The following is a 23,764-nucleotide window of genomic DNA, read 5'->3' as shown; positions in this document are numbered from 1 at the left end:
GCCCCATGTCATCCACCACGACGCCCGTCCGTCACGCCGATCGGCTCTACCACGACCTGTTGTCACCACCGGAGATCCAGGACGTGCGCCGCCGAGTCCGCGAGATCGCCTCCACGATCATCGCCCCCGCGGCCGACCGAATCGCCAACGGCGACGAACGCATCGATGGATTCCCCCGCGACGTCTTCGACGCACTCGCAGCATCGGGGCTCTTCGCCGTCCCGTTCTCCGCCGAGGTCGGCGGCGAAGGACTGCAGTACCCGGCAACCGCCACCGCGGTGGCGATCGAGGAACTCGCCTACTACTCGAGCAGCATCGCCGCGGTCTTCGACGTGCATTGCATCCTCGCCGGGAACGCATTGACCCACGGCACCCCCGAACAGCGCGACCGATGGTTGCGGCCGCTCGCCGCGGGATCGGTGGTGGGCGCGTTCGCGACCACTGAACCCAATGCCTCCTCCGACCTGAGCCCCGAGGCCGTCTCGACCGTCGCCGAACGCTCCGGCGACGGCTGGGTACTCACCGGGCACAAGCAGTGGATCTCCAATTCTCCCGTCGCCGGGTTCATCGTGACCCTCGCGCGCACGGGTGAGCGACTGTCGATGTTCATCGTGGACACCTCGCTCGACGGCGTCAGCGTCGGCGAGCCGGACCGCAAGATGGGCAACCGCGGCCAACTCACCGCAGACGTCCACTTCGACCGTGTCCATCTACCCGACTCCACCCTCCTCGGCGGCCTGGAAGGTGCCGGCCTCCGCCAGGCCCTCGCCACCCTGACCATGGGGCGCATCGGCATCGCCGCCGTGGGAGTCGGCCTGGCCCAGGCGGCCTTCGACCGTGCCGTCGAGCACCTGTCCACCCGCGAAGCGTTCGGGCGGAAGATCGCCGCGAACCAGCACTGGCAGTTCCTCATGGCCGACCGCGCGACCGAGCTCGAGAACGCCCGCAACCTCTACCTCAAGGCCGCACTGCGGCGCGACGCCGGGGAGACCTTCCCCGAGCCCGAGGCGTCCATGGCGAAGATCTACGGCAGTCGCCTCGCCGTCGATCTCGCCCGCGACGCCGTCCAGGCCTTCGGCGGCCTCGGATTCGCCCGCGAACTGAGCGCCGACGGCACCGCGGGCCCCGTCGAAGCCCTCTACCGTGACAGCAAGATCGGCGAGATCTACGAGGGCACTAACGAAGTTCTGCACTGGGTGGTGGCCCGCACCATCTTCGGCAAGACCATCACCGGATAAGCCTCGCCCCGATAGTGGACGCGCAGGCCGTCAGCGGCGCTCCAGCCACGGCTTGATCCGCGCGGTCACCCACGGCAGCACCAGGAAGACCATGAGCGGGGTGTTGATCAGCGTCGCGATCAGGGTGCGGCCCACCAGTCCCCAGCCGTGCGCGGGCAGGAACGTCAGGTGCGGCAGCACCAGGAAATTGATCAGCAGCGACAGCGGGAAGAAACCGAGCCAGATGGCCACGGCCTGCTTCCACCGCGGCGGAACCTTCGCCACGGGGGCCGCGACGGGGCCGGCGCCGTCGGGCTGCGGGGAGAACCAGCCCTCGATCCCGGACAGCCGGTGCGTGGCGGTCTCGACGGCGAGGCCCTCGCACCGCTCCAGCCAGTGCTTGCGCACGCGCGAGCGCTGCCAGTCGTCGAGCTCCTCGTCGGAGGCGAAGCGGTAGATCACGAAGTACAGGTCGGGGTCGTCCGCGGACCGGACCCACCCGCCGCCCAGGAAGCCGCGGTAGGTACGGGCCAGTGCGATCCCCGCGTCGGTCCAGGCCAGGAATTCGTGTTCGCGGCCGGGGGCGATGCGCCGGGCGACGGAGGTCAGCGAGGCCTTGTGGGCCGCTCCTGCCTCCGACCGGGTCTCGGTGTGGGGCATGCGTACCAGTGTCGGGGCCGACGGCCCGGGACACCAACCGGGGCGGTGTGATCTTGCCGACGTCCCGCCCGGGACGCCGGGGACCGCCCGCCCGACACCGGGCGGAATCAGCGCGACGCGGAGCCGGGTGCCACAATCGGGGGCGTGTCCTACCTCCTGCGCGTCCGCCTCACCGACCGTCCCGGCAGCCTGGGTTCCCTCGCCGTGGCCCTCGGCTCGGTGGGCGCCGACATCCTCTCGCTCGACGTCGTGGAGCGCGGCGACGGCTTCGCCGTGGACGACATCGTCGTGGACCTCGGGCCGCAATCCCTGCCGGACACGCTGATCACGGCGGCGGAGTCGCTCGACGGGATCACGGTCGACTCGATCCGCCCCTACGCCGACGTGCTGGACACGCACCGTGAGCTCGAGCTCATCGACCACGTAGCAGGCGCCGGACACGACCAACTGCAGATGTTGGCCGACCAGGTGCCGCGCGTGCTGCGGGTCGGATGGTGCGCCGTGCTGAGCAACGGCCCGGACACTCCGTGGCCCGTCTTCGGCTCGTCGGGCCTGCCGGAGACGCCGCCCGAACACCTCGACTTCCTCCCGCTCAGCGGCCCCGTCGCCCTCGACGCCGAGGCGGACTGGGTGCCGGAGGCTTGGCAGCAGCTCGACACCAAGCTGGCCGCGGCGCCGCTGGGCGCGATCGGCAAGGTCGTGCTCGTCGGCCGCCCCGGCGGCCCGGACTTCCGTCCCTCCGAGGTCGCGCGGTTGGGCTACCTCGCGGGCATCGTGGCGACGGTGCTGGTCCGCTAAGTCCCGCGGTGCCGGATTCGGCCGGCACAGGTCTTGCGCATTTGTATAGACAGCGCTATACATACTGCAGTGTGACCCGCCGCACACCTCCGCTCGTCCGTGAAGGAGTCCTCCGTGAGCGATCTCGGCTCCACTCTGGTCCGCGGCCTGTCCGCACGCCACATCCGGTTCATCGCGCTCGGGTCCGCGATCGGCACGGGGCTGTTCTACGGCTCGGCATCGGCCATCCAGTCCGCCGGTCCCGCAGTCCTCGTCGCGTACGTGATCGGCGGTGCCGCGATCTACATCGTCCTGCGCGCACTGGGCGAACTGTCCGTGCGTAATCCCGTCGCCGGTTCTTTCGGCGAGTTCGCCTCGGCGAACCTGGGGCCGCTCGCGGGTTTCATGACGGGGTGGACCTACATCTTCGAGATGATCGTGGTCGCGCTCGCCGACGTGACCGCGTTCGGCGTGTACATGGGATTCTGGTTCCCCGACGTGCCGCGGTGGATCTGGGTGCTGTCGATCATCTTCTTCATCGCCGCCGTGAACCTGGTGGGCGTCAAGACCTTCGGAGAGCTCGAGTTCTGGTTCACCCTCGTCAAGATCGCGGCGATCATCGCGATGATCGCCGGCGGCATCGCCGTCCTGTTCTTCGGCTTCGGGCTGCACGACACCTCCCAGGGAGTGTCCAACCTCTGGTCGAACGGGGGCTTCTTCGCCACCGGCGTGGGCGGCTTCCTGGGCTGCTTCGCCATCGTCGTCTTCGCTTTCGGCGGCAGCGAGATCATCGGCATCACCGCCGGGGAGGCACAGGATCCCGAGAGGACCATCCCGCGCGCGGTGAACACGGTCCCGATCCGCATCCTGTTGTTCTACGTCCTCACCCTCACCGTGATCATGGCCATCATCCCGTGGAACGAGATCAGTACCGAGCGCAGCCCGTTCGTGCAGATCTTCGAGGCGCTCGGCGTCGGCCCCGCGGCGGCGGTCCTCAATGTCGTGGTGATCACCGCCGCACTCTCCGCGATCAACAGCGACGTGTTCGGCGCCGGCCGCATGCTCTACGGCATGGCACAGCGCGGGCAGGCCCCGCAGGCGCTCACCAGGGTCTCGCGCAACGGCGTCCCGTACCTCACCGTGGTCATCATGGCCGCCGCGCTGGTGGTCGGCGTCGTGCTGAACTGGCTGATCCCCGAGAACGTGTTCGCGGTGATCGCGTCGATCGCCACCTTCGCCACGATCTTCGTGTGGCTGATGATCCTGGCCGCCCAGTACCGCGCACGCCGCGCCATGTCGCCCGCGCAGCAGGCCGACCTGGCGTTCCCGGTGCCGCTGTGGCCCTACGGCCAGCTGATCACGATGGCCTTCCTGGTCTTCGTCATCGTCCTGCTCGCGTTCCACGCCGACACGCGCGTGGCCCTCTACGTCGGGGCCGTCTGGCTGGTCCTCCTGGCCGTCGCGTTCCGATTCCTCCCCCGCACCCCGAAGATCGAACTGGAGAAGATCTGATGACCACCGTGACCGTCGGTATCGGCCCCGTCAGCCCCGAGGACGTCCTGCGGGTGGCCCGCGAGGGCGCCGCCGTGGAACTGTCGCAGGAGTCGCTCGACGCGATGGCCGCCACCCGAGCGCACATCCGCGCACTCGCGGACAGCCCCGACCCGGTGTACGGGGTGTCCACCGGCTTCGGCGCGCTCGCCACCCGGCACATCCCGACGGAACTGCGCAAGCAGTTGCAGCGCAGCCTGATCCGCTCGCACGCCGCGGGTTCCGGGCCCGAGATGGAGCGGGAGGTGATCCGCGGCCTCATGCTGCTGCGCCTGTCCACGCTCGCCACCGGACGGACCGGCGTGCGCCCCGAGGTCGCACGCGCGTACGCCGCGTTGCTGACCGCAGGCATCACCCCGGTGGTGCACGAGTACGGCAGCCTCGGCTGCTCCGGCGACCTCGCTCCGCTGGCGCACTGCGCCCTCGCGGTGATCGGCGAGGGCACGGTGCGCACGGCCGACGGCGCACTCGTCCCGGCCGCGGAGGCGCTGGCCGCCGCGGGCATCACGCCCGTCGACCTGGAGGAGAAGGAGGGCCTCGCCCTCATCAACGGCACCGACGGCATGCTCGGCATGCTCGTGATGGCCTGCCACGACCTGCGCGGCCTGCTCACGCTCGCCGATATCACCGCGGCGATGAGCGTCGAGGGCCTCATGGGCACGAACCGCGTCTTCGCCGCCGACCTGCAGGCGCTGCGCCCGCAGCCCGGCCAGGCCGTCGCGGCCGCGAACATGACCCGCCTGCTGGACGGTTCGCCGATCGTCGCGAGCCACCGCGAGGACACCACCGTGGTGCAGGACGCGTACTCGCTGCGCTGCGCCCCGATCGTCACGGGCGCCGCCCGCGACACCGTTGCGCACGCCGAGACCGTGGCCGGCTACGAGCTGGCGAGCGCCGTGGACAACCCCGTGATCACGACCGACGGCCGCGTCGAGTCGAACGGCAACTTCCACGGCGCACCCGTCGCCTACGTCCTCGACTTCCTCGCCATCGTGACCGCCGACGTGGCGTCCATGAGTGAACGGCGTACGGATCGGTTCCTGGACAAGGCCCGCAACCACGGCCTGAACCCGTTCCTCGCCGACGACCCCGGCGTCGACTCGGGCCACATGATCGCGCAGTACACGCAGGCCGCGATCGTCTCCGAACTCAAGCGGCTCGCGGCGCCGTCGTCGGTCGACTCCATCCCCTCGTCCGCGATGCAGGAGGATCACGTCTCGATGGGCTGGTCCGCCGCGCGCAAGCTGCGGCGCGCGATCGACGGCCTGACCCGCGTGCTGGCGATCGAGGCGCTGACGGCCGCCCGCGCGATCGACCTGCGCGCGCCGCTGCAGCCCGCAGCCGCCACCGGCGCCGTCCGCGACCTCATCCGCAGCCGCGTCGAAGGCCCCGGCACCGACCGCTACCTGGCGCCCGAGATCGAGGCCGTCGTCGAGCTGGCCGCCTCCGGCGCGCTGGTGGAAGCGGCGGAGAAGGTCGCGGGCGAGCTCAGCTGAGCGAGCCAGGAAACCCTGGGCAGCCGGACCGCTGCCCGGGGTTTCCCGCCCCACCTGGGGCATCGTCTCCCCGGTGGGGCAGTCTCCCCGGTGGGGCATGGTCTCCCCGGTTGTAGCCGGTGTCCCCTCCGCCGCAGCGGAGGGGACACCGCATCACGCCGGGGACGCCGGCTCCCTGTAGGGAGCCGGCGTTCGGTCGCGGAGCAGGTCGCAGGCGGCGCGGGGCCGGCGCGACTCAGGGGCGGGTGACGATCCGGTGGATGAGGCGGGCGGCGGTACGGGCGGTGCGGCCGTCGACGTCCAGGGACGGATTCAGCTCGGCCACATCGAGCAGCCGGAGCTTTCCGCTCGCGGCGACGACGTCGCACACCCGCGAGATCACCTCCAGCGGCACGCCCAGGCCCGCGGGCGCGGAGACGCCCGGCGCGACCGCCGCGGGCAGCACATCGAGGTCGATCGTCAGGTACACCGCGTCGACGCCGCCGACGAAGTCCAGGACGAATCGCTCCACCGCGGACATCGACAGCACACCGCACTCGTCGTCGAGCAGGTACCGCACGCCGAGCCGGTCGGCCTCGTCGAACAGTGCGCGCGTGTTGCCCGGCTGCGCGATCCCCACCACCGCGTAGTCGAACCCGCGCCCGAGCGCCGCCTCGCGCTCCGCCATCTGCCGGAACGGGGTCCCCGAGCTGGGCCGCGGCGCGACGCGCAGGTCGAAGTGCGCGTCCAGGTTCAGGACGCCGAGGCGCGCACCGTCGGCGACGATGCGCGAGTCCGCGATGCCCCGGTAGCTGCCGAAGGCGACCTCGTGGCCGCCGCCGAGGACGACGGGGAGACCGCCGTCGTCGAGCACCGACGTCACCGCCGCGCCGAGCCGTTCCTGGCCCGCCTCCAGGTCGTCGTCACCGGTCACGACCACGTCCCCGAGGTCGGTGACGCCGGGGTCCGCCGTGAGCGCGAGGGTTCCGAGGGCGGCGCGGAGCGCGCCCGGTCCCGCGGCGGCACCGGGGCGGCCGAGATTGCGCACCACGCCCGCGTCGCTCGCGAAGCCGATCAGCGCGGTCGCGCCCGGCACCGGCCCCGAGGCCATCGCCGAGTACCAGCGGAGGTGCTCCGGGCCGGGCCCGTCGTCGCGGCCCGTCCAGGCCGACGGTGACCGGTCCGTCATCGCTCGACTCCGGCCGAGAACACCTGCGAGACCAGCGGCACGCCCGGCCGGTAGGCCAGGTGCAGGTGCGACGGCGCGTCGAGCACCATCAGGTCCGCCCGCATCCCCGGGCGCAACGCGCCGACATCGGTGCGGCGCAGGGCCGCAGCGCCTCCGGCGGTGGCTGCCCATACGGCCTCGTCGGGGCTCATGTGCATCTCCCGCACCGCGAGCGCGATGCAGAACGGGAGGCTGGTGGTGTAGCTGGTGCCCGGGTTGCAATCCGCCGCCAGGGCGACGGTCACGCCCGCGTCGAGCAGCGCCCGCGCGTCGGGGTACTTGTTCCGGGTGCTGAAGTCCGCGCCCGGCAGCAGCGTGGCGACCGTCGACGAACCCGCGAGCGCCTCGACATCGGCATCGGTGGTGTACGTGACGTGATCGACCGACGCGGCGCCCAGCTCGACCGCGAGCCGCACGCCGGCCCCGTAGGAGAGCTGGTTGCCGTGCACCCGCGGCACGAGGCCCGCGCTCATCCCCGCGGCGAGTACCGCGCGGGACTGCTCCTCGGTGAAAGCGCCCTCCTCGCAGAAGACGTCGATCCACCTCGCTCGCGGCGCGCACGCCGGGATCATCTCCTCGATGACCATCGCCACGTAGTCGTCCTGCCGCCCCGCGTATTCCGGCGGTGCCACATGGGCGGCGAGCAGGGTCACCTCGTCGGAGACGCCGGCCGCGACGTCCAGGCTGCGGGACTCGTCGAGCACCGTCTGGCCGTAGCCGGTCTTGATCTCCAGCGTGGTCGTGCCCTGCGCGCGGGCCTCGGCGGCCAGCCGGGCGGCGTTCGCGGAGAGGGCCTCGTCCGTGGCGGCGCGGGTCGCGGCGATCGTCGTGCGGATGCCGCCCGCGCCGTAGGCGGCGCCGGTCATCCGGGCCGCGAACTCCTCCGCCCGGTCGCCACCGAAGACGGTGTGCGAGTGGCTGTCCACGAATCCGGGGAGCACCGCACGCCCGTCGACGTCGATGCGCGTGCCGGCGGCACCGTCGGGCACGCGGTCGGACGGACCGGTCCACTGCACGACCCCGTCGCCGATGACGACCGCGGCGTCCCGGATCAGCCCGAGTCGTCCCTCCCCGACGTCGGGATCGTTGGTGACGAGGGAGCCGATACCGTCGATGAGGGTCCAGTCGGCCGACATCAGCTCTCCCGCATGGGGATGCGGACACCGCGGTCGCGGGCGACCTCGTTCGCGTACTCGTAGCCCGCGTCGGCGTGCCGGATGACGCCCATGGCCGGATCGTTGGTGAGCACGCGCTCCAACTTCTGCGCGGCGAGATCGGAGCCGTCGGCGATGCACACCTGGCCGGCGTGGATCGAGCGGCCCATGCCGACACCGCCGCCGTGGTGGATCGACACCCACGACGCGCCCGACGAAGTGTTGACCAGCGCGTTGAGCAGCGGCCAGTCGGCGACCGCATCGGTGCCGTCGGCCATCGCCTCGGTCTCGCGGTACGGCGAGGCGACGGATCCCGAGTCGAGATGGTCGCGCCCGATCGCCAGGGGACCGATCTCGCCGCTCGCGACCATCTCGTTGAACCTCAGGCCCGCACGGTGTCGATCCCCGTAGCCGAGCCAGCAGATGCGGGCCGGCAGGCCCTCGAAGTGGACCTTCTCCCCCGCCATGGTGATCCATCGCCGCAGGTGCTCGTTCTCGGGGAAGAGCTCGAGGATCGCCCTGTCGGTCTTCGCGATGTCCTCGGGATCGCCCGAGAGCGCGGCCCAGCGGAACGGGCCGAGACCCTCCTCGAACAGCGGGCGGATGTACGCGGGCACGAAGCCGGGGAACTCGAAGGCGCGGTCGTAGCCGCCCTTGCGGGCCTCGTCGCGGATCGAGTTGCCGTAGTCGAAGACCTCGGCGCCGGCGTCCTGGAAGCCCACCATGGCCTTCACGTGCGCGGCCATCGACTTCTGCGCCTCCTCGGTGAAGTACGCCGGGTCCTTCTCCGCCATCGCCCGCCAGTCCTCGACATCGATGCCGACGGGCAGGTAGGACAGCGGGTCGTGCGCTGAGGTCTGGTCGGTGACGATGTCGATCGGGGCCCGGCGGTCCAGCAGCGCGGGGAAGACCTCGGCGGCGTTGCCCACCAGTCCGATCGACAGCGGCTCCCGGGCGTCGCGCTTGGCGATCGCGAGCTCGAGGGCGTCGTCGAGCGTGGCCGCCCGGGTGTCCAGGTACCCGTGGGCGATGCGGCGGTCGATGCGCGCCTCGTCGACGTCGACGCAGATCGCGACTCCGTCGTTCATGGTCACCGCGAGGGGCTGCGCGCCGCCCATGCCGCCCACCCCGGCGGTCAGGGTGATCGTGCCGGCGAGCGTGCCGCCGAATCGCTTGCGTGCCACCGCGCCGAAGGTCTCGTAGGTGCCCTGGAGGATGCCCTGGCTGCCGATGTAGATCCAGGAGCCGGCCGTCATCTGGCCGTACATCATGAGGCCCTCGGCCTCGAGATTGCGGAAGTGCTCCCAGTTCGCCCAGTCGCCCACCAGGTTCGAGTTGGCGAGCAGGACCCGCGGCGCCCACTCGTGGGTGCGGAGGACGCCGACGGGCTTGCCGGACTGCACGAGCAGGGTCTCGTCGTTCTCCAGCGTCCGGAGGGTGCTCACGATGGCGTCGAAGGCCGCCCAGCTGCGGGCGGCGCGGCCGGTGCCGCCGTAGACCACGAGATCATCCGGCCGCTCCGCGACCTCGGGATCGAGGTTGTTCATGAGCATGCGCAGCGCGCCCTCCTGCTGCCAGCCGCGGCAGGAGATGTCGAGTCCGTGCGGGGCGCGCACGGGACGGGCGCCGGCGGAGAAGTCGTGCGTCATTCGAGCGGTCCTCTCGGGGAGCGGAAGTGCTGTCGTGATCCATGACACACCCGGTCCACCCGCCGTAGCCAGGGACGCCGTCGCCACATCTCGTATCCGAGACACCGTCTGCGGCTGCCCCCGGCGGGTACTCTGCACAGGAAGGAGGTGCGCCGGTGACGATCGCGGACACGGAGGTCGCGTCGCTCTACCGTGCGCGGCCGCTTCCCGGCCCCGCCTACCGCCGCCTGAAGGAACTCGTCGTCGAGCAGATCGCCAGCGGACGCTGGACCGAGGGGCAGCAACTCCCCGCGGAGACCCAGCTGGCGTCCTCGCTCGGCCTGTCCCGCATGACGGTCAACCGCGCGCTACGCGAACTCACCGCGGAGGGGCTCGTGGTCCGCACGGCGGGCGTCGGCTCCTTCGTCGCGAAGCCGAAAGCCAGCTCCGCGCTCTTCGAGGTGCACTCCATCGCCGACGAGGTGGCCGCGCGCGGGCACCGGCACCGCGCCGAGGTGCACACGCTGACAGCGGATTCCGCCGACGCGCGAGCGTCGGCGGACCTGGACGTCCCGGAGGGCGCCGCCGTTTTCCATTCGGTACTGGTGCACTACGAGGACGACCGGGCGATCCAGCTCGAGGACCGTCTCGTGGTGGCGGCGGAGGCCCCCGACTATCTGGCCCAGGACTTCACCCGGCGCACACCGCACGACTACCTCATGGAGATCGCTCCGCTCATGCGCGGCGAGCACGTCGTCGAGGCCGTCACGCCGACCGCGGAGCAGCGCCACCTGCTGCAACTCGCCGAGCACGAGGCCGGTCTGATGATCCGCCGGCGCACCTGGTCCCGCGACCGCGTCGTCTCGGTCGCACGGCTCCTGCACCCCGGCACGCGGTACCGGCTCGAGGGCGTCTTCGACGCGTAGCCGCGGCTACTCCGGTGGGCGACCCGAGATCCGCGACGTCAGGCGCGCGGCCCCGTCGCGCAGGATCTGCCCGACGGTGCCGGGTTCGGGCAGGGCCACGTGACGGCGCCAGGTGGTCGACAGCGCCGCCATCGGATGCCCGCTGTGATCGAAGACCGCGGCACCCACCGAGCGCAACCCGACCGTCACGTCCTCGACCTCGTCGGCCCAGCCCCGCTCCCGGGTCTCCGCGAGGAGGCGGCGCAGCTCCGCGAGCGACCGCGGGCCCCGACCGGTGCGACTCACCAGCGCCGAGGACCGGGTGTACAGGGCGGCCACCTGCGCGTCGGGCAGGGCGGCGAGGATCGCGCGGCCGTTGGCGGTCAGGTGCGCCGGCAGCCGCACGCCCACGTCGGTGATGAGCGAGACCTCGGCCGCCGGCCCCGACGACGGGCGTTCCTTGAGCAGGTACAGGGTCTCGTTGCCGTGCAGGACGCCGAGGTGCACGGCCTGTCCCAGCTGGATCGCCAACCGGTGCAGGATCGGCTGTGCGAGGCGCTCCAGCGGCGCGTGCCGCAGGTACGCCGAGCCGATCTCGAAGGCGGTGACCCCCAATCCGTAGCCGTGCTGCTCGGGCAGGTGCACCACGAAGCCGCGGTCCTGCAGGACGGCCAGGATGTGGTAGACCGACGATCGCGGCAGGTCGAGCTCGCGTGCCAGCGCGGCCGCCGACACCGGCCCCGGCTTCCCCGCCAGGAGGAGCAGGATGTCGAGGGCCCGGCCGACCGCGGGCGATGCGCTCATGCCCCGGCGCTCATTCCGCCGCAGGCTCCTCCGCCTCCGGCGGTCGCACGGCGTCCGGCCCCTCCGTCAGCAGCCTGGTGAAGCCGTCCTCGTCGAGGATCGGCACGCCCAGTTGCTCCGCCTTGTCGGCCTTCGAGCCGGGCGCGTCGCCGATCACGACGAACGCCGTCTTCTTGGAGACACTGCCCGCGGCCTTACCGCCGCGCACCAGGATGGCCTCCTTGGCCTCGTCGCGCGAGTAGTTCTGCAGCGACCCCGTCACGACGACGGACAGGCCCTCGAGGGTGCGCTGCACCGACTCGTCCCGCTCGTCCTCCAGGCGCACGCCCGCGGCGCGCCACTTCTCGACGATCTCGCGGTGCCAGTCGACGGTGAACCAGTCGATGACGGCCTCGGCGATGGTGCGACCGACCCCGTCGACCTCGGCCAGCCGGTCCACGCCGGCCTCGGCGATCGCGTCCAGGCTGCCGAACTCCTGCGCGAGTGCCCGCGCGGCCGACGGGCCGACGTGCCGGATGGACAGCCCGACGAGCACACGCCACAGCGGCTTGTTCTTGGCCACCTCGAGATTGGTGAGCAGGCGCTGGGCGTTCGCCGACAGGGTGCCGCCGTCGTTGGTGAACAGCGGGACCTGCAGCAGGTCCTCCTCCGTGAGGGAGAAGACGTCGCCCTCGTTGTGCAGCACGGGCGATGCGGTGAGCGCCGAGGCGGCCTCGTAGCCCAGCCCCTCGATGTCGAAGCAGGTGCGCCCGGCCAGGTAGAAGAGCCGCTCGCGGAGCTGAGCGGGGCAGGTCTCGGTGTTGGGGCACCGGATGTCGGCGTCCCCCTCCTTCGACGGGGCGAGCGTCGCGCCGCACTCCGGGCAGGTGACGGGCATGACGAAGGGCCGTTCGGTGCCGTCCCGGAGATCGACGACGGGGCCGAGCACCTCGGGGATCACGTCGCCTGCCTTGCGAATGGTCACGGTGTCCCCGATGAGCACGCCCTTGCGCTCGACCTCGGAGGCGTTGTGCAGCGTGGCGAACTCGACCGTCGAACCGGCGACGGTGACCGGTGCCATGTAGGCGTACGGGGTGACCCGGCCGGTGCGGCCCACGTTGACCCGGATGTCGAGCAGCTTCGTGGTGACCTCCTCCGGCGGGTACTTGTACGCGATGGCCCACCGCGGCGCGCGCGAGGTGGCGCCCAGTCGGCGTTGGAGGGCGATCTCGTCGACCTTCACCACCAGGCCGTCGATCTCGTGCTCCGGGTCGTGCCGGTGCTCGCCCCAGTAGAAGACGCGGTCCACCACCGCGTCGGCACCGGAGACCCGCTTCGTGTGCGCCGAGACCGGCAGGCCCCACGCCGCGAGGGCGCGGTAGGCGTCGTGCAGCGACGACGGGGACCACTCCCCCTGGATCCGGCCCAGTCCGTGGCAGATCATCCCGAGCTTGCGCCGCGAAGTGACCTGCGGGTTCTTCTGGCGCAACGATCCGGCGGCCGAGTTCCGGGGGTTCGCGAAGGGGGCCTTGCCCTCCGCGACGAGGCCGGCGTTGAGCTCCTCGAAGTCCGCGAGCCGGAAGAAGACCTCGCCGCGCACCTCGAGCACCTGGGGAACCGGGAACTCGTCCGACGGCGTGAGGACGTGCGGGACGTCGCGCAGGGTGCGCGCGTTGAGCGTGACGTCCTCGCCGGTGCGGCCGTCGCCCCGGGTGGCGCCGCGCACGAGGGAGCCGTTCTCGTACACCAGGTTGAGCGCGACACCGTCGATCTTGAGCTCGGTGAGGAGGACGACCTCGCCGCCGACGTCCTTCTGCACGCGTGCGATCCAGTCACGGAGCTCGCCCTCGTCGAAGACGTTGTCCAGCGACATCATCCGTTCGAGGTGGTCCACCGCGGTGAACTCCGTGGAGAATCCACCACCCACCAGCTTGGTGGGCGAATCGGCCACCGCGAGCTCCGGGAAGGCCGTCTCCATCTCCTGCAGCCGGCGCAGCAGCGCGTCGAACTCCCCGTCGGAGAGCACGGGGGCGTCCTGCACGTAGTAGCGGAACTGGTGCCCGCGCACCTCCTCCGCGAGTTCCTGCCACGCCCGGCGGTCGTCCTCGGTCAGCTCCTTCGACATGCCGCTCAGATTAGTCGCAGGCACCGACGAGCGATCGCGGCTACGGTCGCGCCGTGACTCCCGGGCAGGGGGTGGTCGCGCCGTCGGGTCCGTGGCCGTTGCCGTCGGTGCACCGACCGCCGGCCGGGTCCGGCGCGGGGCTCGGACGCGCGGGCTTCGAGCTCGCCGAGGGCGCCGCGGTGGGCGGCGGCGGGCACAGCCGATCCGCGCCGTCCGGACCGTGGCCGTCGGCGTCGTAGCAGCCCGGGGACGTGGTCGGCACCTGCGTGGGAATGGCGGTGCGCGTGGTCGCGGTGGTCCGCGGCGCGCCGGCCGTGGCACCCGGCCGCCCCTCGGCGGAGGCGACCGGCGCGGTCGACGACGCGGACACCGCCGACGACGGCGCAGGCATCGACGTCGCAGCCGCCGAGGACGAACTCGCGGCGTCCGCCCCCGCACCCCCGCAGCCCGCGACGAAGAGCAACGCGGCGGCCGCCGTCAGCGCGCCCGCCGTCCGGACGGCGCGATCCCTCTCGCTGGTGGCCATGGCCGGACGATTCCACGCGGCGCACCGTCCGGGGCGCGACCCTAGGGGATCTTCACGAATCCTTCACACGACTCGTCACCCGCCGACCGCGGCGGCGAGGCGCCGCAGGTGGTCCGCGGCAGCGGCCTCGTCGGTGTCGATCGCCGGGTACAGAACGTCGGTGATCCCCGCGTCACCCCAGCGGGCGAGCCGCTCCCGGTCGGGGCGTCCGTCGAGCGCGACGATGCGCGGCGCACCGTCGCGCCCGTGCTCGCGCCAGATCTCGGCGAGCCGGCGGGCGGCGTCGGCGATCCCGCGGTCCTGCGGCGTGGTGATCCAGCCGTCGGCGTTCTTCGCGATCCAGGTGAAGTTCTTGTCGGTGGCGCCGGCACCGACCAGGACCGGGACGTCCCCCGGCGGCTTCGGCCACGCCCAGCTCGGCCCGAAGGAGACGAACTCGCCCTCGTACTCGGCCTCCTCGTCGCGCCACAGCGCGCGCATCGCCTCGAGATACTCGCGGAGCATGGTCCGCCGACGGCCCGCGGGGACGCCGTGATCGGCCAGTTCGTCGAGGTTCCAGCCGAAGCCGACACCGAGCGCGACGCGCCCACCCGCGAGGTGATCGACGGTGGCGATCGTCTTGGCGAGGGTGATCGGATCGGCCTGGACCGGCAGCGCCACGGCCGTGGCGAGCTCGATCCGTTCGGTGACCGCCGCGGCGGCGGCGAGCGCGGCCCACGGATCCAGCGTCCGGAGGTAGCGGTCGTCGGGCAGTTCAGCCGTGCCGGTACCCGGGTGCGCCGCGTCCCGGCGGGTGGGGATGTGGCCGTGCTCGGGCACGAAGTAGGAGGCGAACCCGGCCGCCTCGATCAGCGGCGCGAGCCGGTGCGGCGGCAGTCCGCGATCGGAGGTGAACTGGACGATCCCGGTACGCACGCCGTCTTCCCGCATCCACGAATTAGAACATGTTTCACACGTCCGCCGCACCCGTGTCGCCCTGGACGCACAGAAGTCCGATCGATTCGCGTTCACCACCTGAATGCTCACTACTGCGCCAATCGGGCGAAACCGTGACGCCGGTCACTTTTCTTGAGTTAACGTCGCCCTCGTGACGGCACATGTTGTCGCCATCCTCACCTGGGTAGTTCGAGAACAAGGAAGCCCGCATGTCGATCGAGAATCAGTCCGCACCACGCCCGAACCGAGCCGCACGACGCGCCGCAGGCGGCGCTAATCATCGGATGAATCGCCGACGCGCCGGGTGGCGCACCGGACTCGTCGCCGTCGCCGCGACCGCCGCACTCGCCGGCACCGTCGGCGCGCCGGCGGCCGCCGCGGCCACCGGCACCACGGAGGCCACCCGAGCCGCGAGCCAGCAGGGCGACATCCTCATCGGCGGCGTCAATCTCCGCGATTACGGCATCGACGTCACGAAACTGGCGGGCGAGAATCCCGATCTGAGCGGCATCGACGTCCAGAAGCTGCTCACCCTCCTCGACAACTCCGCCGTCGCCACGATCGTCGCGTCGTGCCGCACGGGCGGCCTGGCGGGCGGGGGCTCGGCCGGCAGCGGCGCGGGCACCGACTGCGGCGGATCCACCGGGACCGGCGCGGCCCTCGTACTGCCCGGCCGCGTCGACCTCGCCTCGGTCGCGGACCAGGTCACGATCAACCTCGGCCCGGACAAGTGGATCGTCGTCGCCACCATTCGCCTCGGGGAGCAGACTCCGTTCGGCCTCCTCAGCGCGCTGGCCGTGAAGCCGACGGGCCCCATGGCGTTCGGCCTCGGCCTGTTCGGGGTCACGGACGTCGACCCGACCGCGATCGGCAAGTACAAGACGCTGGCCGATGTGGCCGCCGCGGCGGCCCTGCCGTACAAGCCGGTCGAGGAGCGCTACTGCGAGAGCGGCGCCAAGCTGATCTGCTGGGCGGGCTGGAAGTACCGGACGGTCGACGCCAACCTCGCCACCCGCACCGAGGCGCTGAAGATCGCCGGCCAGCTCTCCGGCCGCACGTACGACTACACGAAGCCGACGATCCTGGGGTTCTCCCCCGGGCCGTCCGGCTCGTCGACGATCCGCGGCACCGGGTACTCGTTCGCGCTCTCCCGCAACGGCGGCACCTCCCTGGCCGAGACGAGGAACACGTTGGCCCTCGCCCTCGCCGGGGCGGACGGTGCCGGTGCGACCGCGCGGGCCTCCGCGGGCCTCGGTCTCGCGCTGGCGTTGAACATGAACACCAGCTCCCTGGGCCTCGACTGGTTCGGCTCCCCGCTGAACTTCGACAAGGTCAAGGCCTCGAAGGTCCTCGAGCTCCTGGACCGTTTCGGCATGCTGCCGGCGGGCCTGGACATCGCGACCATCACCAGCGCGATGGACCTCGCGCAGAACATCAAGCTCCCGGATCTCCAGGAGGTCAGTTGCCTCGGCGGCTCGACGTCCGCCTCCGCGTCCGGGCTCGGGGAATGCTCCAACACCCTGGGCCTGTTCGACTACTACAAGGACCTGCGCGCCCCGACCGTCGGCCAGAGCCGTCAGACCTCCTGGGGCCTCACCGATCCCACCTCGCTGTTCCTCGGCAACGGCAACCTGCTCAGCCGCGGGCTCACGCCCGGTGCACTGCAGGTGCTCACCGCGCTCGCCGGTGGCGATCTCAGCAAGGTGCCGCCGCAGGAGCTCGCCGCCCTGCTGCAGAACCCCGTCGCCAAGGAGGTGATGGATGCGCTGTTCTCCGCGGACAAGCGGCTCAAGCTCACCAACGACTTCGTCCGCCTCACCAAGGAGGTGACGACCACGGAGACCGGGAGCGCCACGCGGTACCTACTCACCAGCGACTACGGTCTCCGCTCCCCGATCACCGTGGACTGGCTCGGCTATCGGCTCACGCTCTTCCCGGCGGCGGAGGTCAACGGCACGATGCGGCCGAACTACCTGGGCCTGCCGACCATCACGAAGATCGACGGCGCCGCGCCGAGCCTGCTGCCGAGCGTGGGCCTCATCGAGCTGGCCAATCCGTTCGGCCTCGGCACCCTGCCGATCCGGCCCTTCGCCCCGCTCGCGGCGCTCGACAGCTGGGGCAAGAGCATCACGCTCCCGCAGGACGTCCAGCGGCTCGGCACCCTGGCCCCGCTCGCGCAGCAGGCGCTCGGCGGCAAGGACAAGCCGGCCGCTCCGGAGAGCGCGACGACCGCACCTGCCGCGGCCGGCGAACCGACGACGTCCGCGGTCCCGTCGGAGGGGTTCGTGACCTCGCGGGCCGCCGCCCCGGCGCTCGCGTCCGCGGCACCGTCGTCGTCCGCAGCGCCGTCCTCGTCCTCGTCGCCGTCCTCGTCCTCGTCGTCGGCGTCGGTGTCGACCCCGGAACCGGTGGCGGACGCGACCGACACCTCCGCGGCACCGTCGACCGGATCGGCGACGCCGCAGGAGCGACCGGAGTCCACGAGCACGTCGGGGTCGGGGGCGACGTCCGAGCCGGCGGCCTCCGCATCCGACAAGCCCGCCGCCGAGGGCACCGGCACCGCCGGCGAGGCGGGGACGGAGAGCGCCGCCGACGACACCACGGTCACCGCCGACGCGGCCTAAGCGACCCGAACCCCGCGATGGGGCGTGCCGCCGAGCGCTACGCTCGGCGGCATGCCCCATCCGATCATGTTCTCCGACGACGATCCGGTGCTGGCACGCGTCCGCGACATCGCCCTCGCCTTCCCGGAGGCGACCGAGAAGATCGCCCACGGCCGCCCGACGTTCCGCTGCGGCAAGATGTTCGCGATGTACGGCGGCGGCACGAAGAAGACGGCCACCCGGCCGCACGAGCAGCGCGACACCAGCGTGCTGTTCATCGCGGACCCGGCCGAGCGGGTGGCGCTGGAGCAGGACGAGCGCTTCTACCTTCCCGCGTACATGGCGTCGGCGGGCTGGCTCGGGCTCGACCTGACCATCGGCACCGTCGACTGGGACGAGGTGCGCGAGCTCGTGGACGCGAGCTACCGGCAGATCGCACCGAAGCGCGCGATCGCGGCCCTGGACCAGGACTGACGTTCCCTCAGAGCCGCGGCCCCTGCTCCCGCAGGTCGTCGACGTCCTTCATGGCCCGTCGCAGCTGCGCGAGCCAGTCCTCGGTGTGCTCGCCGACCAGCCGCACGCACCAGGCCAGCGCGTCGGCGCGCGAGCGCGCCACTCCGGCGTCGACCAGCGTGTCGAGCACCAGCCGCTCGGGCTGCCGCAGCCTGGTCATCACCGGCACCGCCTGGTGGGTGTAGAGGATGGTCTCCGACCCCGTCGAGACACCCCACGAGACCCGGCGCTGATACCGCTCCTGCGCCTCGTCCGCGATCCGCATCCGCTGCTCCCGCGTCTCCTCGCGGAACCGGGCCGCCCGGCCCTCGCGCTGAGCGGTCGACTCCCCGTCGCCGGACGGCAGCGCACCGACGACGACGATCTCCTCGCGGTCGACGGTCACCGTCGGCGGACCGTCGAACCAGCCGTCGGGCAGCCTGCCCGCGAACCATTCGCCGGCGTCCTTGGCGTCCGGCACCGCCGCGCGCGGTCCTCGTCCTGCCATCATGGGAGACCTCCTTCATCGGTCCTAATTACATGATTACATGATTACTCAGGACGTCGGAGGCTGTCGAGGGATATCGCCGAGAGCGGACGCGCCCTACCGGCGGGTGAGTGTGATCGAGGGCAGGCGCAGCTCGTCGCCCTGCAGGGTCGCGGTCTCGCTGGAACCGCCGCGGTCGCGCAGCACGACGGTGCCGCCGTCGACCGTGTACGTGCCGCCGTACGCGTTGGGCCGGCCCTGCAGGTCCTCCTCCCAGGTACCGTCCGCCGCGAGGCGGACGACCCAGTCGCCGTTCGCGTACGTGCCGGGGACGTGGGCGGGAATCGCGGCGGCCGACTGCGCGGGCGCCGACACCGACGCGGACACCGGGGCGGCGGTCGCCGGCGACGCGTCCGAGCCCGAATCCGACGAGCAGCCGGCGAGGGCACCCGCGGCGATGAGGGCGACGGCGAGCGAGGAGGAACGACGGAATCCGGTCATAGCGGCACGATACCTTTGCGGCCGCATCACCGCCCGGGTTCGAGCCGCCCGCCGCGCACGACGTGGAAGTCGTAGGCGGACTCGGCGTGCAGGCCGTCGTCGAGACCGTCGGCCTCGTGCTGCGGGTCGGCCCGCAGCCCGATCGTCGCCTTGAGCAGGAGGCCGATCGCGAGCGTCACCGCCATCGCGTAGCCCAGGACCGCGATCACCGCCACGGCCTGCCGCCACAGCTGGTCGACGCCGCCGCCGTACAGCAGGCCGTCGCGCCCGGCCGGCGCCGCGGCGCTACCGACGAGCCCGATCATCAGCATGCCCACGACGCCGCTGACCAGGTGCACGCCCACCACGTCGAGCGAGTCGTCGTACCGCCAGCGGTACTTGAGCTCGATCGCGTACGAACTGATCGCGCCCGCTGCGGCGCCGACCGCGAGCGCGCCGATCGGCGTGACCGCCGAGCACGACGGGGTGATCGCGACCAGCCCCGCGACGACGCCGGACGCGGCGCCGAACGACGTGGGCTTGCCGTGCCGCACCTTCTCGACGATCAGCCAGGAGACCATCGACACGGCGCCGGCGCCGAGCGTGTTCACGACGATGAGCGCGGCGGACCCGTTCGCCGCCAGGGTGGATCCGGCGTTGAAGCCGAACCAGCCGAACCACAGCAGGCCCGCGCCGAGCATGACGAAGGGCAGGTTGTGGGGCCGCATGGGATCGCGCGGCCATCCGGCGCGGCGGCCGAGCAACAGCGCCATGACCAGCGCCGAGGCGCCCGAGTTGATCTCGACCGCCGTGCCACCGGCGAAGTCGATCGCCTTGAGGTGCTGGACGATCCAGCCGCCGTGTTCGGCCGTGAGGCCGGGTAGTGAGAACACCCAGTGCGCGACCGGGAAGTACACGAGGGTCGCCCACAGGCCGGCGAAGACGAGCCAGGAGACGAACCGCATGCGGTCCGCCACCGCGCCCGCGATCAGGGCGACGGTGACCATGGCGAAGCCCGCCTGGAAGGCGACGAAGAGCAGCGCGGGCACGTGGCCGACGAGCGGCACCGCGCCCGCGTCGGCCCCGTCGGCGCCGAACGCCCCGAGCAGGCCGCGCAGGCCGGCGAACGCGGTCGGGTCGCCCACCACGCCGCCGCGATCGGGCCCGAAGGCCAGGGAGTAGCCGAACGCCACCCACAGCAGCCACACCACGGGGATGGCGGTGAGGCACATCATCATCATGTTGAGCACGCTCTTGCTGCGGACCATGCCGCCGTAGAACAGGGCGAGCCCCGGGGTCATCAACAGCACGAGCGCGAACGCGGCGAGCAGCCAGGCGGTGTCTGCACCATCGACTGCCCCGGTGGTCGGGAACATCGCCGAAGTGTAGCGGGCTAGGCCACCGATTCCTCCGCCAAGACCGACCGAATCTCCTTGCAGGCGTCGAGAATCGGTCGAATCCCGGGCGAACCGGGCGAACCGCACACGGGGGTGACGGTCGCTCGGGCCAGATCGCGGCGCGGCAGGCCGACCTCGTCGTAGAGCCGGAGCGCGGGGGCGGAGAGGTCCTGCGGCGAGCGGCGGCGCGGCGTGGGGACCGCGGGCGCGAGGCCCAGTCCCACGACGGTCCGTGACTCGGCGAGCTCGCCGAAGCCCTCGTAGTCGGCCGCGGTCAGCCGGGTCGCATCGAGCAGGGCACCGTCGACCGGGACGCGGCGCACGACGTCCCAGTCGATCTCGCCGCACAGATGCAGCAGCACGGGCTCATCGACCGCCGCCACGACGGACGCGAGAAGCTCGGCCGCCTCGGGCGCGGGGACGGCGCGCACGGGGTCGAGCTTGGTGAGAGCGGGCACGGTGCCGTGCACGACCGACCACATCGACGGCTCGTCGAGTTGCAGCACGACGTCCGATCCGAGCCGTCGTCGCAGATCGGCGACGTGTCGGACGAGTCCCTCCGCGAGCGAGGCGGCGACGTCGCGCATCGCGCCGCGGTCGCGGGCCACCCGGTGGCCGTTCGGCAGCTCCAGGCCGGCGGCGAGGGTGAGCGGGCCCGCGACCTGCGTCTTGACCAGGCCGAGGCCGCGCCGCCGGGCGACCTCGTAGGCCTCCTCCAGCGCGTCGATGTCCCGCTCAAGGTGGTCGCCCGCGAGCCGCGCGACGCGACCGCCGGGCACGCCGATGCGGTAGCCCGTGGTGGAGACGTCGAACCCGATGTCGACGAGCAGGGCGGCGGAGCGGCCGATCATGTCCGCGCCGATCCCCCGGTTCGGGAGCTCGGGCAGGAACGGCACCTCGAGCTCGCCCACGACGGTGGCGGCCGCCTCGCGCGGGTCCGTGCCGGGGACCGAGCCGATCGCCGTCACCCCGCCGACGAGCGGCGCGAGCGGGTCAGACATGGAGCGCGGACTCCGTGGAACGGATCGTGCCCGAGCCGAGCACCAGGTCGCCGCGCTCGGCGTCCGGCGAGTAGAGCACCGCGGCCTGCCCGGGTGCCACGCCGCGCAGGGGCGTCGCGAGGTCCATGACCAGCCGGTCACCGTCGGCGTGCGCGGTGACGGGCGCGAGCCCTCCGTGCGCGCGGACCTGCACCATCGCCTCCACGGGGCCCGACGGCGGCATGCCGGAGGTCCAGACGGCACCGTCGGCGACGATGCGCGCGACGTCGAGGCGCTCCCCGCGCCCTACCGTGACCTCGCCCGAGCCGGCGTCGATCGCCGTGACGTAGCGCGGCTCGCCGTCCCGCGCCGGGCCCGGCAGACCGAGCCCCTTCCGCTGGCCGATCGTGAACTCGTGGACGCCGGCGTGCTCGCCGAGCCGCTCGCCCGTCTCGGCGTCGACGACCGCACCGGGGCGCACGCCGATCCGGGCGCCGAGGAAGGCCTGCGTGTCACCGGACGGGATGAAGCAGATGTCGTGGCTGTCGGGCTTGTCCGCGACGGCGAGGCCGCGGCGGGCGGCCTCCTCGCGGATCTGCGGCTTCGGAGTGTCCCCGACGGGGAACAGCGCGCGGGCGAGCTGCTCGGCGGTGAGCACGGCGAGCACGTAGGACTGGTCCTTGTCGGCGTCGACCGCGCGCCGCAGCTCACCGCCCTCGAGGCGCGCGTAGTGGCCGGTCGCGACCGCGTCGAAGCCCAGCGCGTACGCCCGCTCGGCGAGCGCCGAGAACTTGATCTTCTCGTTGCAGCGCAGGCACGGGTTCGGCGTCTCGCCCGCGGCGTAGGCGGCGACGAAGTCGTCGATCACGTCCTCGCGGAAGCGCTCCGCGAAGTCCCAGACGTAGAAGGGGATGCCCAGGACGTCGGCGGCGCGGCGGGCGTCGCCGGCGTCCTCCTTGGAGCAGCAGCCGCGCGAGCCCGTGCGCAGGGTGCCGGGCGCCTCGGAGAGCGCGAGATGCACGCCGACCACCTCGTGGCCCGCCTCCACGGCCCGCGCCGCCGCGACGGCCGAGTCGACCCCTCCGCTCATCGCCGCCAGCACGCGCATCAGCGGACCCCCGTGGTGCTGAGCCCGGCGGCGCGGGCCCGGTCGACGACCTGACCGAGCGCGTCGAGCACCGCGTCGACGTCGGCCTCCGTGGTCTCGGGGCCGAAGGAGAAGCGCAACGAACCGCGGGCGACGCCCGGGTCGGTCCCCATGGCCTCGAGGACGTGGCTGACCCGCGCGACGCCGGCGCTGCACGCCGAGCCGGTGGCGCACTCGATACCGCGCGCATCGAGCAGCATGAGCAACGAATCGCCCTCGCAGCCCGCGAACGAGACGTGGGCGATGCCCGGCAGCGCGGGGATGCCGTGCCCGGCGCCGCCGTTGATCACGGCGCCCTCGAAGCCCCGGACGCCCGCGATGAGGCGGTCGCGCAGCGCGGCGCGGCGCGGCGACTCCTCCCCCATCCGGTCGACCGCCACCGTCAGCGCCGCGGCCATGCCCGCGGCGCCGGCGACGTTGGGCGTCCCCGACCGCAGATCGCGCTCGTGGCCGCCGCCGTGCGCCAGCGGCACCAGCGCGACGTTCCGGCCGATGAGCATGGTGCCCACGCCCTGCGGGCCGCCGAACTTGTGGGCGGCGTTGGTGAGCACGGCGAGGCCGCTGGCGTCGAAGTCGATGGGCACGTGGCCGGTCGCCTGGGTGGCGTCGGAGTGCATCGGCACGCCGTGCCGCGCGCACTCCGCGGCAAGCTCGGCGATCGGTTGCAGCGTGCCCACCTCGTTGTTGGCCCACATGACGCTGACCAGGGCGACGGTGCCCGCCGCCTCCTCCAGCGCGGCCCGCAGGTCGGCGGGGTCGACGAGGCCGCGGTCGTCGACGGGCAGCAGCCGCACGACGGCGCCCTCGTGCTCGCCGAGCCACTGACAGGCGTCGAGCACGGCGTGGTGCTCGATCGCGGACGCGATGACGGTGACGGCGGCGGGGTTCTCGGCGCGGCGGGCCCAGTACAGGCCCTTCACGGCGAGGTTCACCGCCTCCGTGCCGCCACCGGTGAAGATCACTTCCGAGGGGCGTGCGCCCAGCTCGCGGGCGATCGACTCACGCGACTCCTCGAGGATGCGGCGGGCGCGGCGGCCCGAGCCGTGCTGCGAGGAGGCGTTGCCCGGCCGGGCCGCGGCCTGCGCCATCGCCGCCAGTGCCTCGGGCACCATCGGGGTGTCCGCGGCGTGGTCGAGGTAGACGGGGTTCTCGCGGTCGGGAGTCATCGCGTCCCAAGAATACGCGCGCCGGCCCGCGTCACGGATGCCGGAGG

At 72.3% G+C, this 23,764-nt stretch carries 21 protein-coding genes; 7 read left to right on the top strand and 14 right to left on the bottom strand.

Annotation, left to right across the window (positions count from 1 at the left end; genetic code table 11):
- Positions 1-5 precede the first annotated feature (5 nt).
- Entirely contained in the window at positions 6-1,238 is a 1,233-nt protein-coding gene (locus tag ELY19_RS14640) for an acyl-CoA dehydrogenase family protein (protein ID WP_126196870.1), read from the top strand.
- A gap of 30 nt (positions 1,239-1,268) precedes the next feature.
- On the opposite strand, the gene ELY19_RS14635 is transcribed toward ELY19_RS14640, so the two are convergent.
- Positions 1,269-1,877 carry an antibiotic biosynthesis monooxygenase gene (locus ELY19_RS14635; protein WP_126196869.1) on the bottom strand — a complete coding sequence of 203 codons (609 nt, stop codon included), beginning with the start codon at positions 1,875-1,877 and terminating at the stop codon, positions 1,269-1,271.
- 144 nt (positions 1,878-2,021) lie between these two features.
- Here ELY19_RS14635 and ELY19_RS14630 point away from each other — a divergent pair, with 144 nt between their 5' ends.
- From ELY19_RS14630 to hutH, 3 genes are all read left to right on the top strand, one after another.
- Positions 2,022-2,675, top strand: a complete 654-nt coding sequence (locus ELY19_RS14630; protein WP_126196868.1) for an ACT domain-containing protein — start codon at positions 2,022-2,024, stop codon at positions 2,673-2,675.
- A gap of 114 nt (positions 2,676-2,789) precedes the next feature.
- The gene (locus tag ELY19_RS14625) at positions 2,790-4,166 is read left to right on the top strand and encodes an amino acid permease (RefSeq protein ID WP_126196867.1); all 1,377 of its coding nucleotides are present in this window, start codon (positions 2,790-2,792) and stop codon (positions 4,164-4,166) included.
- On the top strand, positions 4,166-5,701 hold the full coding sequence (gene hutH / locus ELY19_RS14620) for a histidine ammonia-lyase (RefSeq protein ID WP_126196866.1): 1,536 nt from the start codon (positions 4,166-4,168) through the stop codon (positions 5,699-5,701). The genes ELY19_RS14625 and hutH overlap by 1 nt, the downstream gene beginning before the upstream one ends.
- Before the next feature lie 235 nt (positions 5,702-5,936).
- Here the strand turns inward: hutH and hutG are convergent, their stop codons facing one another.
- Genes hutG through hutU form a run of 3 tightly spaced genes read right to left on the bottom strand, consistent with a single transcriptional unit; the run spans position 5,937 to position 9,711 of the window.
- A complete protein-coding gene (gene hutG, locus ELY19_RS14615; RefSeq protein WP_126196865.1) occupies positions 5,937-6,869 on the bottom strand; it encodes a formimidoylglutamase in 933 nt (310 codons plus the stop codon).
- Complete coding sequence (gene hutI / locus ELY19_RS14610; protein ID WP_126196864.1) at positions 6,866-8,044, bottom strand: imidazolonepropionase; 1,179 nt, start codon at positions 8,042-8,044, stop codon at positions 6,866-6,868. The genes hutG and hutI overlap by 4 nt, the downstream gene beginning before the upstream one ends.
- On the bottom strand, positions 8,044-9,711 hold the full coding sequence (gene hutU, locus ELY19_RS14605) for a urocanate hydratase (protein WP_126196863.1): 1,668 nt from the start codon (positions 9,709-9,711) through the stop codon (positions 8,044-8,046). The genes hutI and hutU overlap by 1 nt, the downstream gene beginning before the upstream one ends.
- A gap of 155 nt (positions 9,712-9,866) precedes the next feature.
- On the opposite strand from hutU, the gene hutC reads away from it, so the two are divergent.
- Positions 9,867-10,616, top strand: coding sequence for a histidine utilization transcriptional repressor HutC (gene hutC / locus ELY19_RS14600; RefSeq protein WP_126196862.1), 750 nt, complete (start codon positions 9,867-9,869; stop codon positions 10,614-10,616).
- A 6-nt stretch (positions 10,617-10,622) separates the two neighbouring features.
- On the opposite strand, the gene ELY19_RS14595 is transcribed toward hutC, so the two are convergent.
- The 4 genes from ELY19_RS14595 to ELY19_RS14575 all read right to left on the bottom strand — a co-directional run bounded on the left by ELY19_RS14595 (position 10,623) and on the right by ELY19_RS14575 (position 14,944).
- Entirely contained in the window at positions 10,623-11,399 is a 777-nt protein-coding gene (locus ELY19_RS14595) for an IclR family transcriptional regulator (RefSeq protein ID WP_126196861.1), read from the bottom strand.
- 10 nt (positions 11,400-11,409) lie between these two features.
- A complete protein-coding gene (gene ligA, locus ELY19_RS14590; RefSeq protein ID WP_126196860.1) occupies positions 11,410-13,503 on the bottom strand; it encodes an NAD-dependent DNA ligase LigA in 2,094 nt (697 codons plus the stop codon).
- Between the two features lie 40 nt (positions 13,504-13,543).
- The gene (locus ELY19_RS23520) at positions 13,544-14,029 is read right to left on the bottom strand and encodes a hypothetical protein (protein WP_164711607.1); all 486 of its coding nucleotides are present in this window, start codon (positions 14,027-14,029) and stop codon (positions 13,544-13,546) included.
- A gap of 75 nt (positions 14,030-14,104) precedes the next feature.
- On the bottom strand, positions 14,105-14,944 hold the full coding sequence (locus ELY19_RS14575; protein WP_126198852.1) for a TIGR03619 family F420-dependent LLM class oxidoreductase: 840 nt from the start codon (positions 14,942-14,944) through the stop codon (positions 14,105-14,107).
- A gap of 305 nt (positions 14,945-15,249) precedes the next feature.
- Between ELY19_RS14575 and ELY19_RS14570 the strand changes: the two genes are divergently transcribed.
- Together ELY19_RS14570 and ELY19_RS14565 are read left to right on the top strand one after the other, a co-directional pair.
- Entirely contained in the window at positions 15,250-17,589 is a 2,340-nt protein-coding gene (locus ELY19_RS14570) for a hypothetical protein (protein ID WP_126196857.1), read from the top strand.
- Between the two features lie 51 nt (positions 17,590-17,640).
- Positions 17,641-18,042 (top strand): MmcQ/YjbR family DNA-binding protein, encoded by a 402-nt coding sequence (locus ELY19_RS14565; protein WP_126196856.1) that lies wholly within the window; start codon positions 17,641-17,643, stop codon positions 18,040-18,042.
- 7 nt (positions 18,043-18,049) lie between these two features.
- Here the strand turns inward: ELY19_RS14565 and abmR are convergent, their stop codons facing one another.
- The 6 genes from abmR to ELY19_RS14535 form a co-directional block, all read right to left on the bottom strand.
- Positions 18,050-18,571, bottom strand: coding sequence for an ATP-binding transcription factor AbmR (abmR, locus tag ELY19_RS14560; RefSeq protein ID WP_126196855.1), 522 nt, complete (start codon positions 18,569-18,571; stop codon positions 18,050-18,052).
- A gap of 93 nt (positions 18,572-18,664) precedes the next feature.
- Entirely contained in the window at positions 18,665-19,048 is a 384-nt protein-coding gene (locus ELY19_RS14555; RefSeq protein WP_126196854.1) for a hypothetical protein, read from the bottom strand.
- Between the two features lie 26 nt (positions 19,049-19,074).
- Positions 19,075-20,403: an ammonium transporter gene (locus tag ELY19_RS14550; RefSeq protein WP_126196853.1), complete on the bottom strand. Its 1,329-nt coding sequence runs from the start codon at positions 20,401-20,403 to the stop codon at positions 19,075-19,077.
- Positions 20,404-20,420: 17 nt separating this feature from the next.
- Positions 20,421-21,425 (bottom strand): uroporphyrinogen decarboxylase/cobalamine-independent methonine synthase family protein, encoded by a 1,005-nt coding sequence (locus tag ELY19_RS14545; protein ID WP_126196852.1) that lies wholly within the window; start codon positions 21,423-21,425, stop codon positions 20,421-20,423.
- The gene (gene mnmA / locus ELY19_RS14540) at positions 21,418-22,512 is read right to left on the bottom strand and encodes a tRNA 2-thiouridine(34) synthase MnmA (protein WP_126196851.1); all 1,095 of its coding nucleotides are present in this window, start codon (positions 22,510-22,512) and stop codon (positions 21,418-21,420) included. Before mnmA ends, ELY19_RS14545 begins: the two co-directional genes overlap by 8 nt.
- A complete protein-coding gene (locus ELY19_RS14535) occupies positions 22,512-23,717 on the bottom strand; it encodes a cysteine desulfurase family protein (protein WP_126196850.1) in 1,206 nt (401 codons plus the stop codon). Before ELY19_RS14535 ends, mnmA begins: the two co-directional genes overlap by 1 nt.
- Positions 23,718-23,764 lie beyond the last annotated feature (47 nt).

This window comes from Tsukamurella paurometabola (assembly GCF_900631615.1).
Lineage (GTDB): Bacteria > Actinomycetota > Actinomycetes > Mycobacteriales > Mycobacteriaceae > Tsukamurella > Tsukamurella paurometabola_A.
Note: the sequence above shows the minus strand (reverse complement) of the source record. Positions and strands in the feature narration are given on the sequence as shown.

Coding starts and splice junctions, on each gene's coding strand:
- ELY19_RS14550 (WP_126196853.1), bottom strand. CDS start 20,403: ATGTTCCCGACCACCGGGGCAGTCGATGGTGCAGACACCGCCTGGCTG.
- hutG (WP_126196865.1), bottom strand. CDS start 6,869: ATGACGGACCGGTCACCGTCGGCCTGGACGGGCCGCGACGACGGGCCC.
- ELY19_RS14635 (WP_126196869.1), bottom strand. CDS start 1,877: ATGCCCCACACCGAGACCCGGTCGGAGGCAGGAGCGGCCCACAAGGCC.
- hutH (WP_126196866.1), top strand. CDS start 4,166: ATGACCACCGTGACCGTCGGTATCGGCCCCGTCAGCCCCGAGGACGTC.
- ELY19_RS14595 (WP_126196861.1), bottom strand. CDS start 11,399: ATGAGCGCATCGCCCGCGGTCGGCCGGGCCCTCGACATCCTGCTCCTC.
- ELY19_RS14535 (WP_126196850.1), bottom strand. CDS start 23,717: ATGACTCCCGACCGCGAGAACCCCGTCTACCTCGACCACGCCGCGGAC.
- hutI (WP_126196864.1), bottom strand. CDS start 8,044: ATGTCGGCCGACTGGACCCTCATCGACGGTATCGGCTCCCTCGTCACC.
- ELY19_RS14565 (WP_126196856.1), top strand. CDS start 17,641: ATGCCCCATCCGATCATGTTCTCCGACGACGATCCGGTGCTGGCACGC.
- ELY19_RS23520 (WP_164711607.1), bottom strand. CDS start 14,029: ATGGCCACCAGCGAGAGGGATCGCGCCGTCCGGACGGCGGGCGCGCTG.
- abmR (WP_126196855.1), bottom strand. CDS start 18,571: ATGATGGCAGGACGAGGACCGCGCGCGGCGGTGCCGGACGCCAAGGAC.
- ELY19_RS14640 (WP_126196870.1), top strand. CDS start 6: ATGTCATCCACCACGACGCCCGTCCGTCACGCCGATCGGCTCTACCAC.
- ELY19_RS14570 (WP_126196857.1), top strand. CDS start 15,250: ATGAATCGCCGACGCGCCGGGTGGCGCACCGGACTCGTCGCCGTCGCC.
- ligA (WP_126196860.1), bottom strand. CDS start 13,503: ATGTCGAAGGAGCTGACCGAGGACGACCGCCGGGCGTGGCAGGAACTC.
- mnmA (WP_126196851.1), bottom strand. CDS start 22,512: ATGCGCGTGCTGGCGGCGATGAGCGGAGGGGTCGACTCGGCCGTCGCG.
- ELY19_RS14555 (WP_126196854.1), bottom strand. CDS start 19,048: ATGACCGGATTCCGTCGTTCCTCCTCGCTCGCCGTCGCCCTCATCGCC.
- ELY19_RS14545 (WP_126196852.1), bottom strand. CDS start 21,425: ATGTCTGACCCGCTCGCGCCGCTCGTCGGCGGGGTGACGGCGATCGGC.
- hutU (WP_126196863.1), bottom strand. CDS start 9,711: ATGACGCACGACTTCTCCGCCGGCGCCCGTCCCGTGCGCGCCCCGCAC.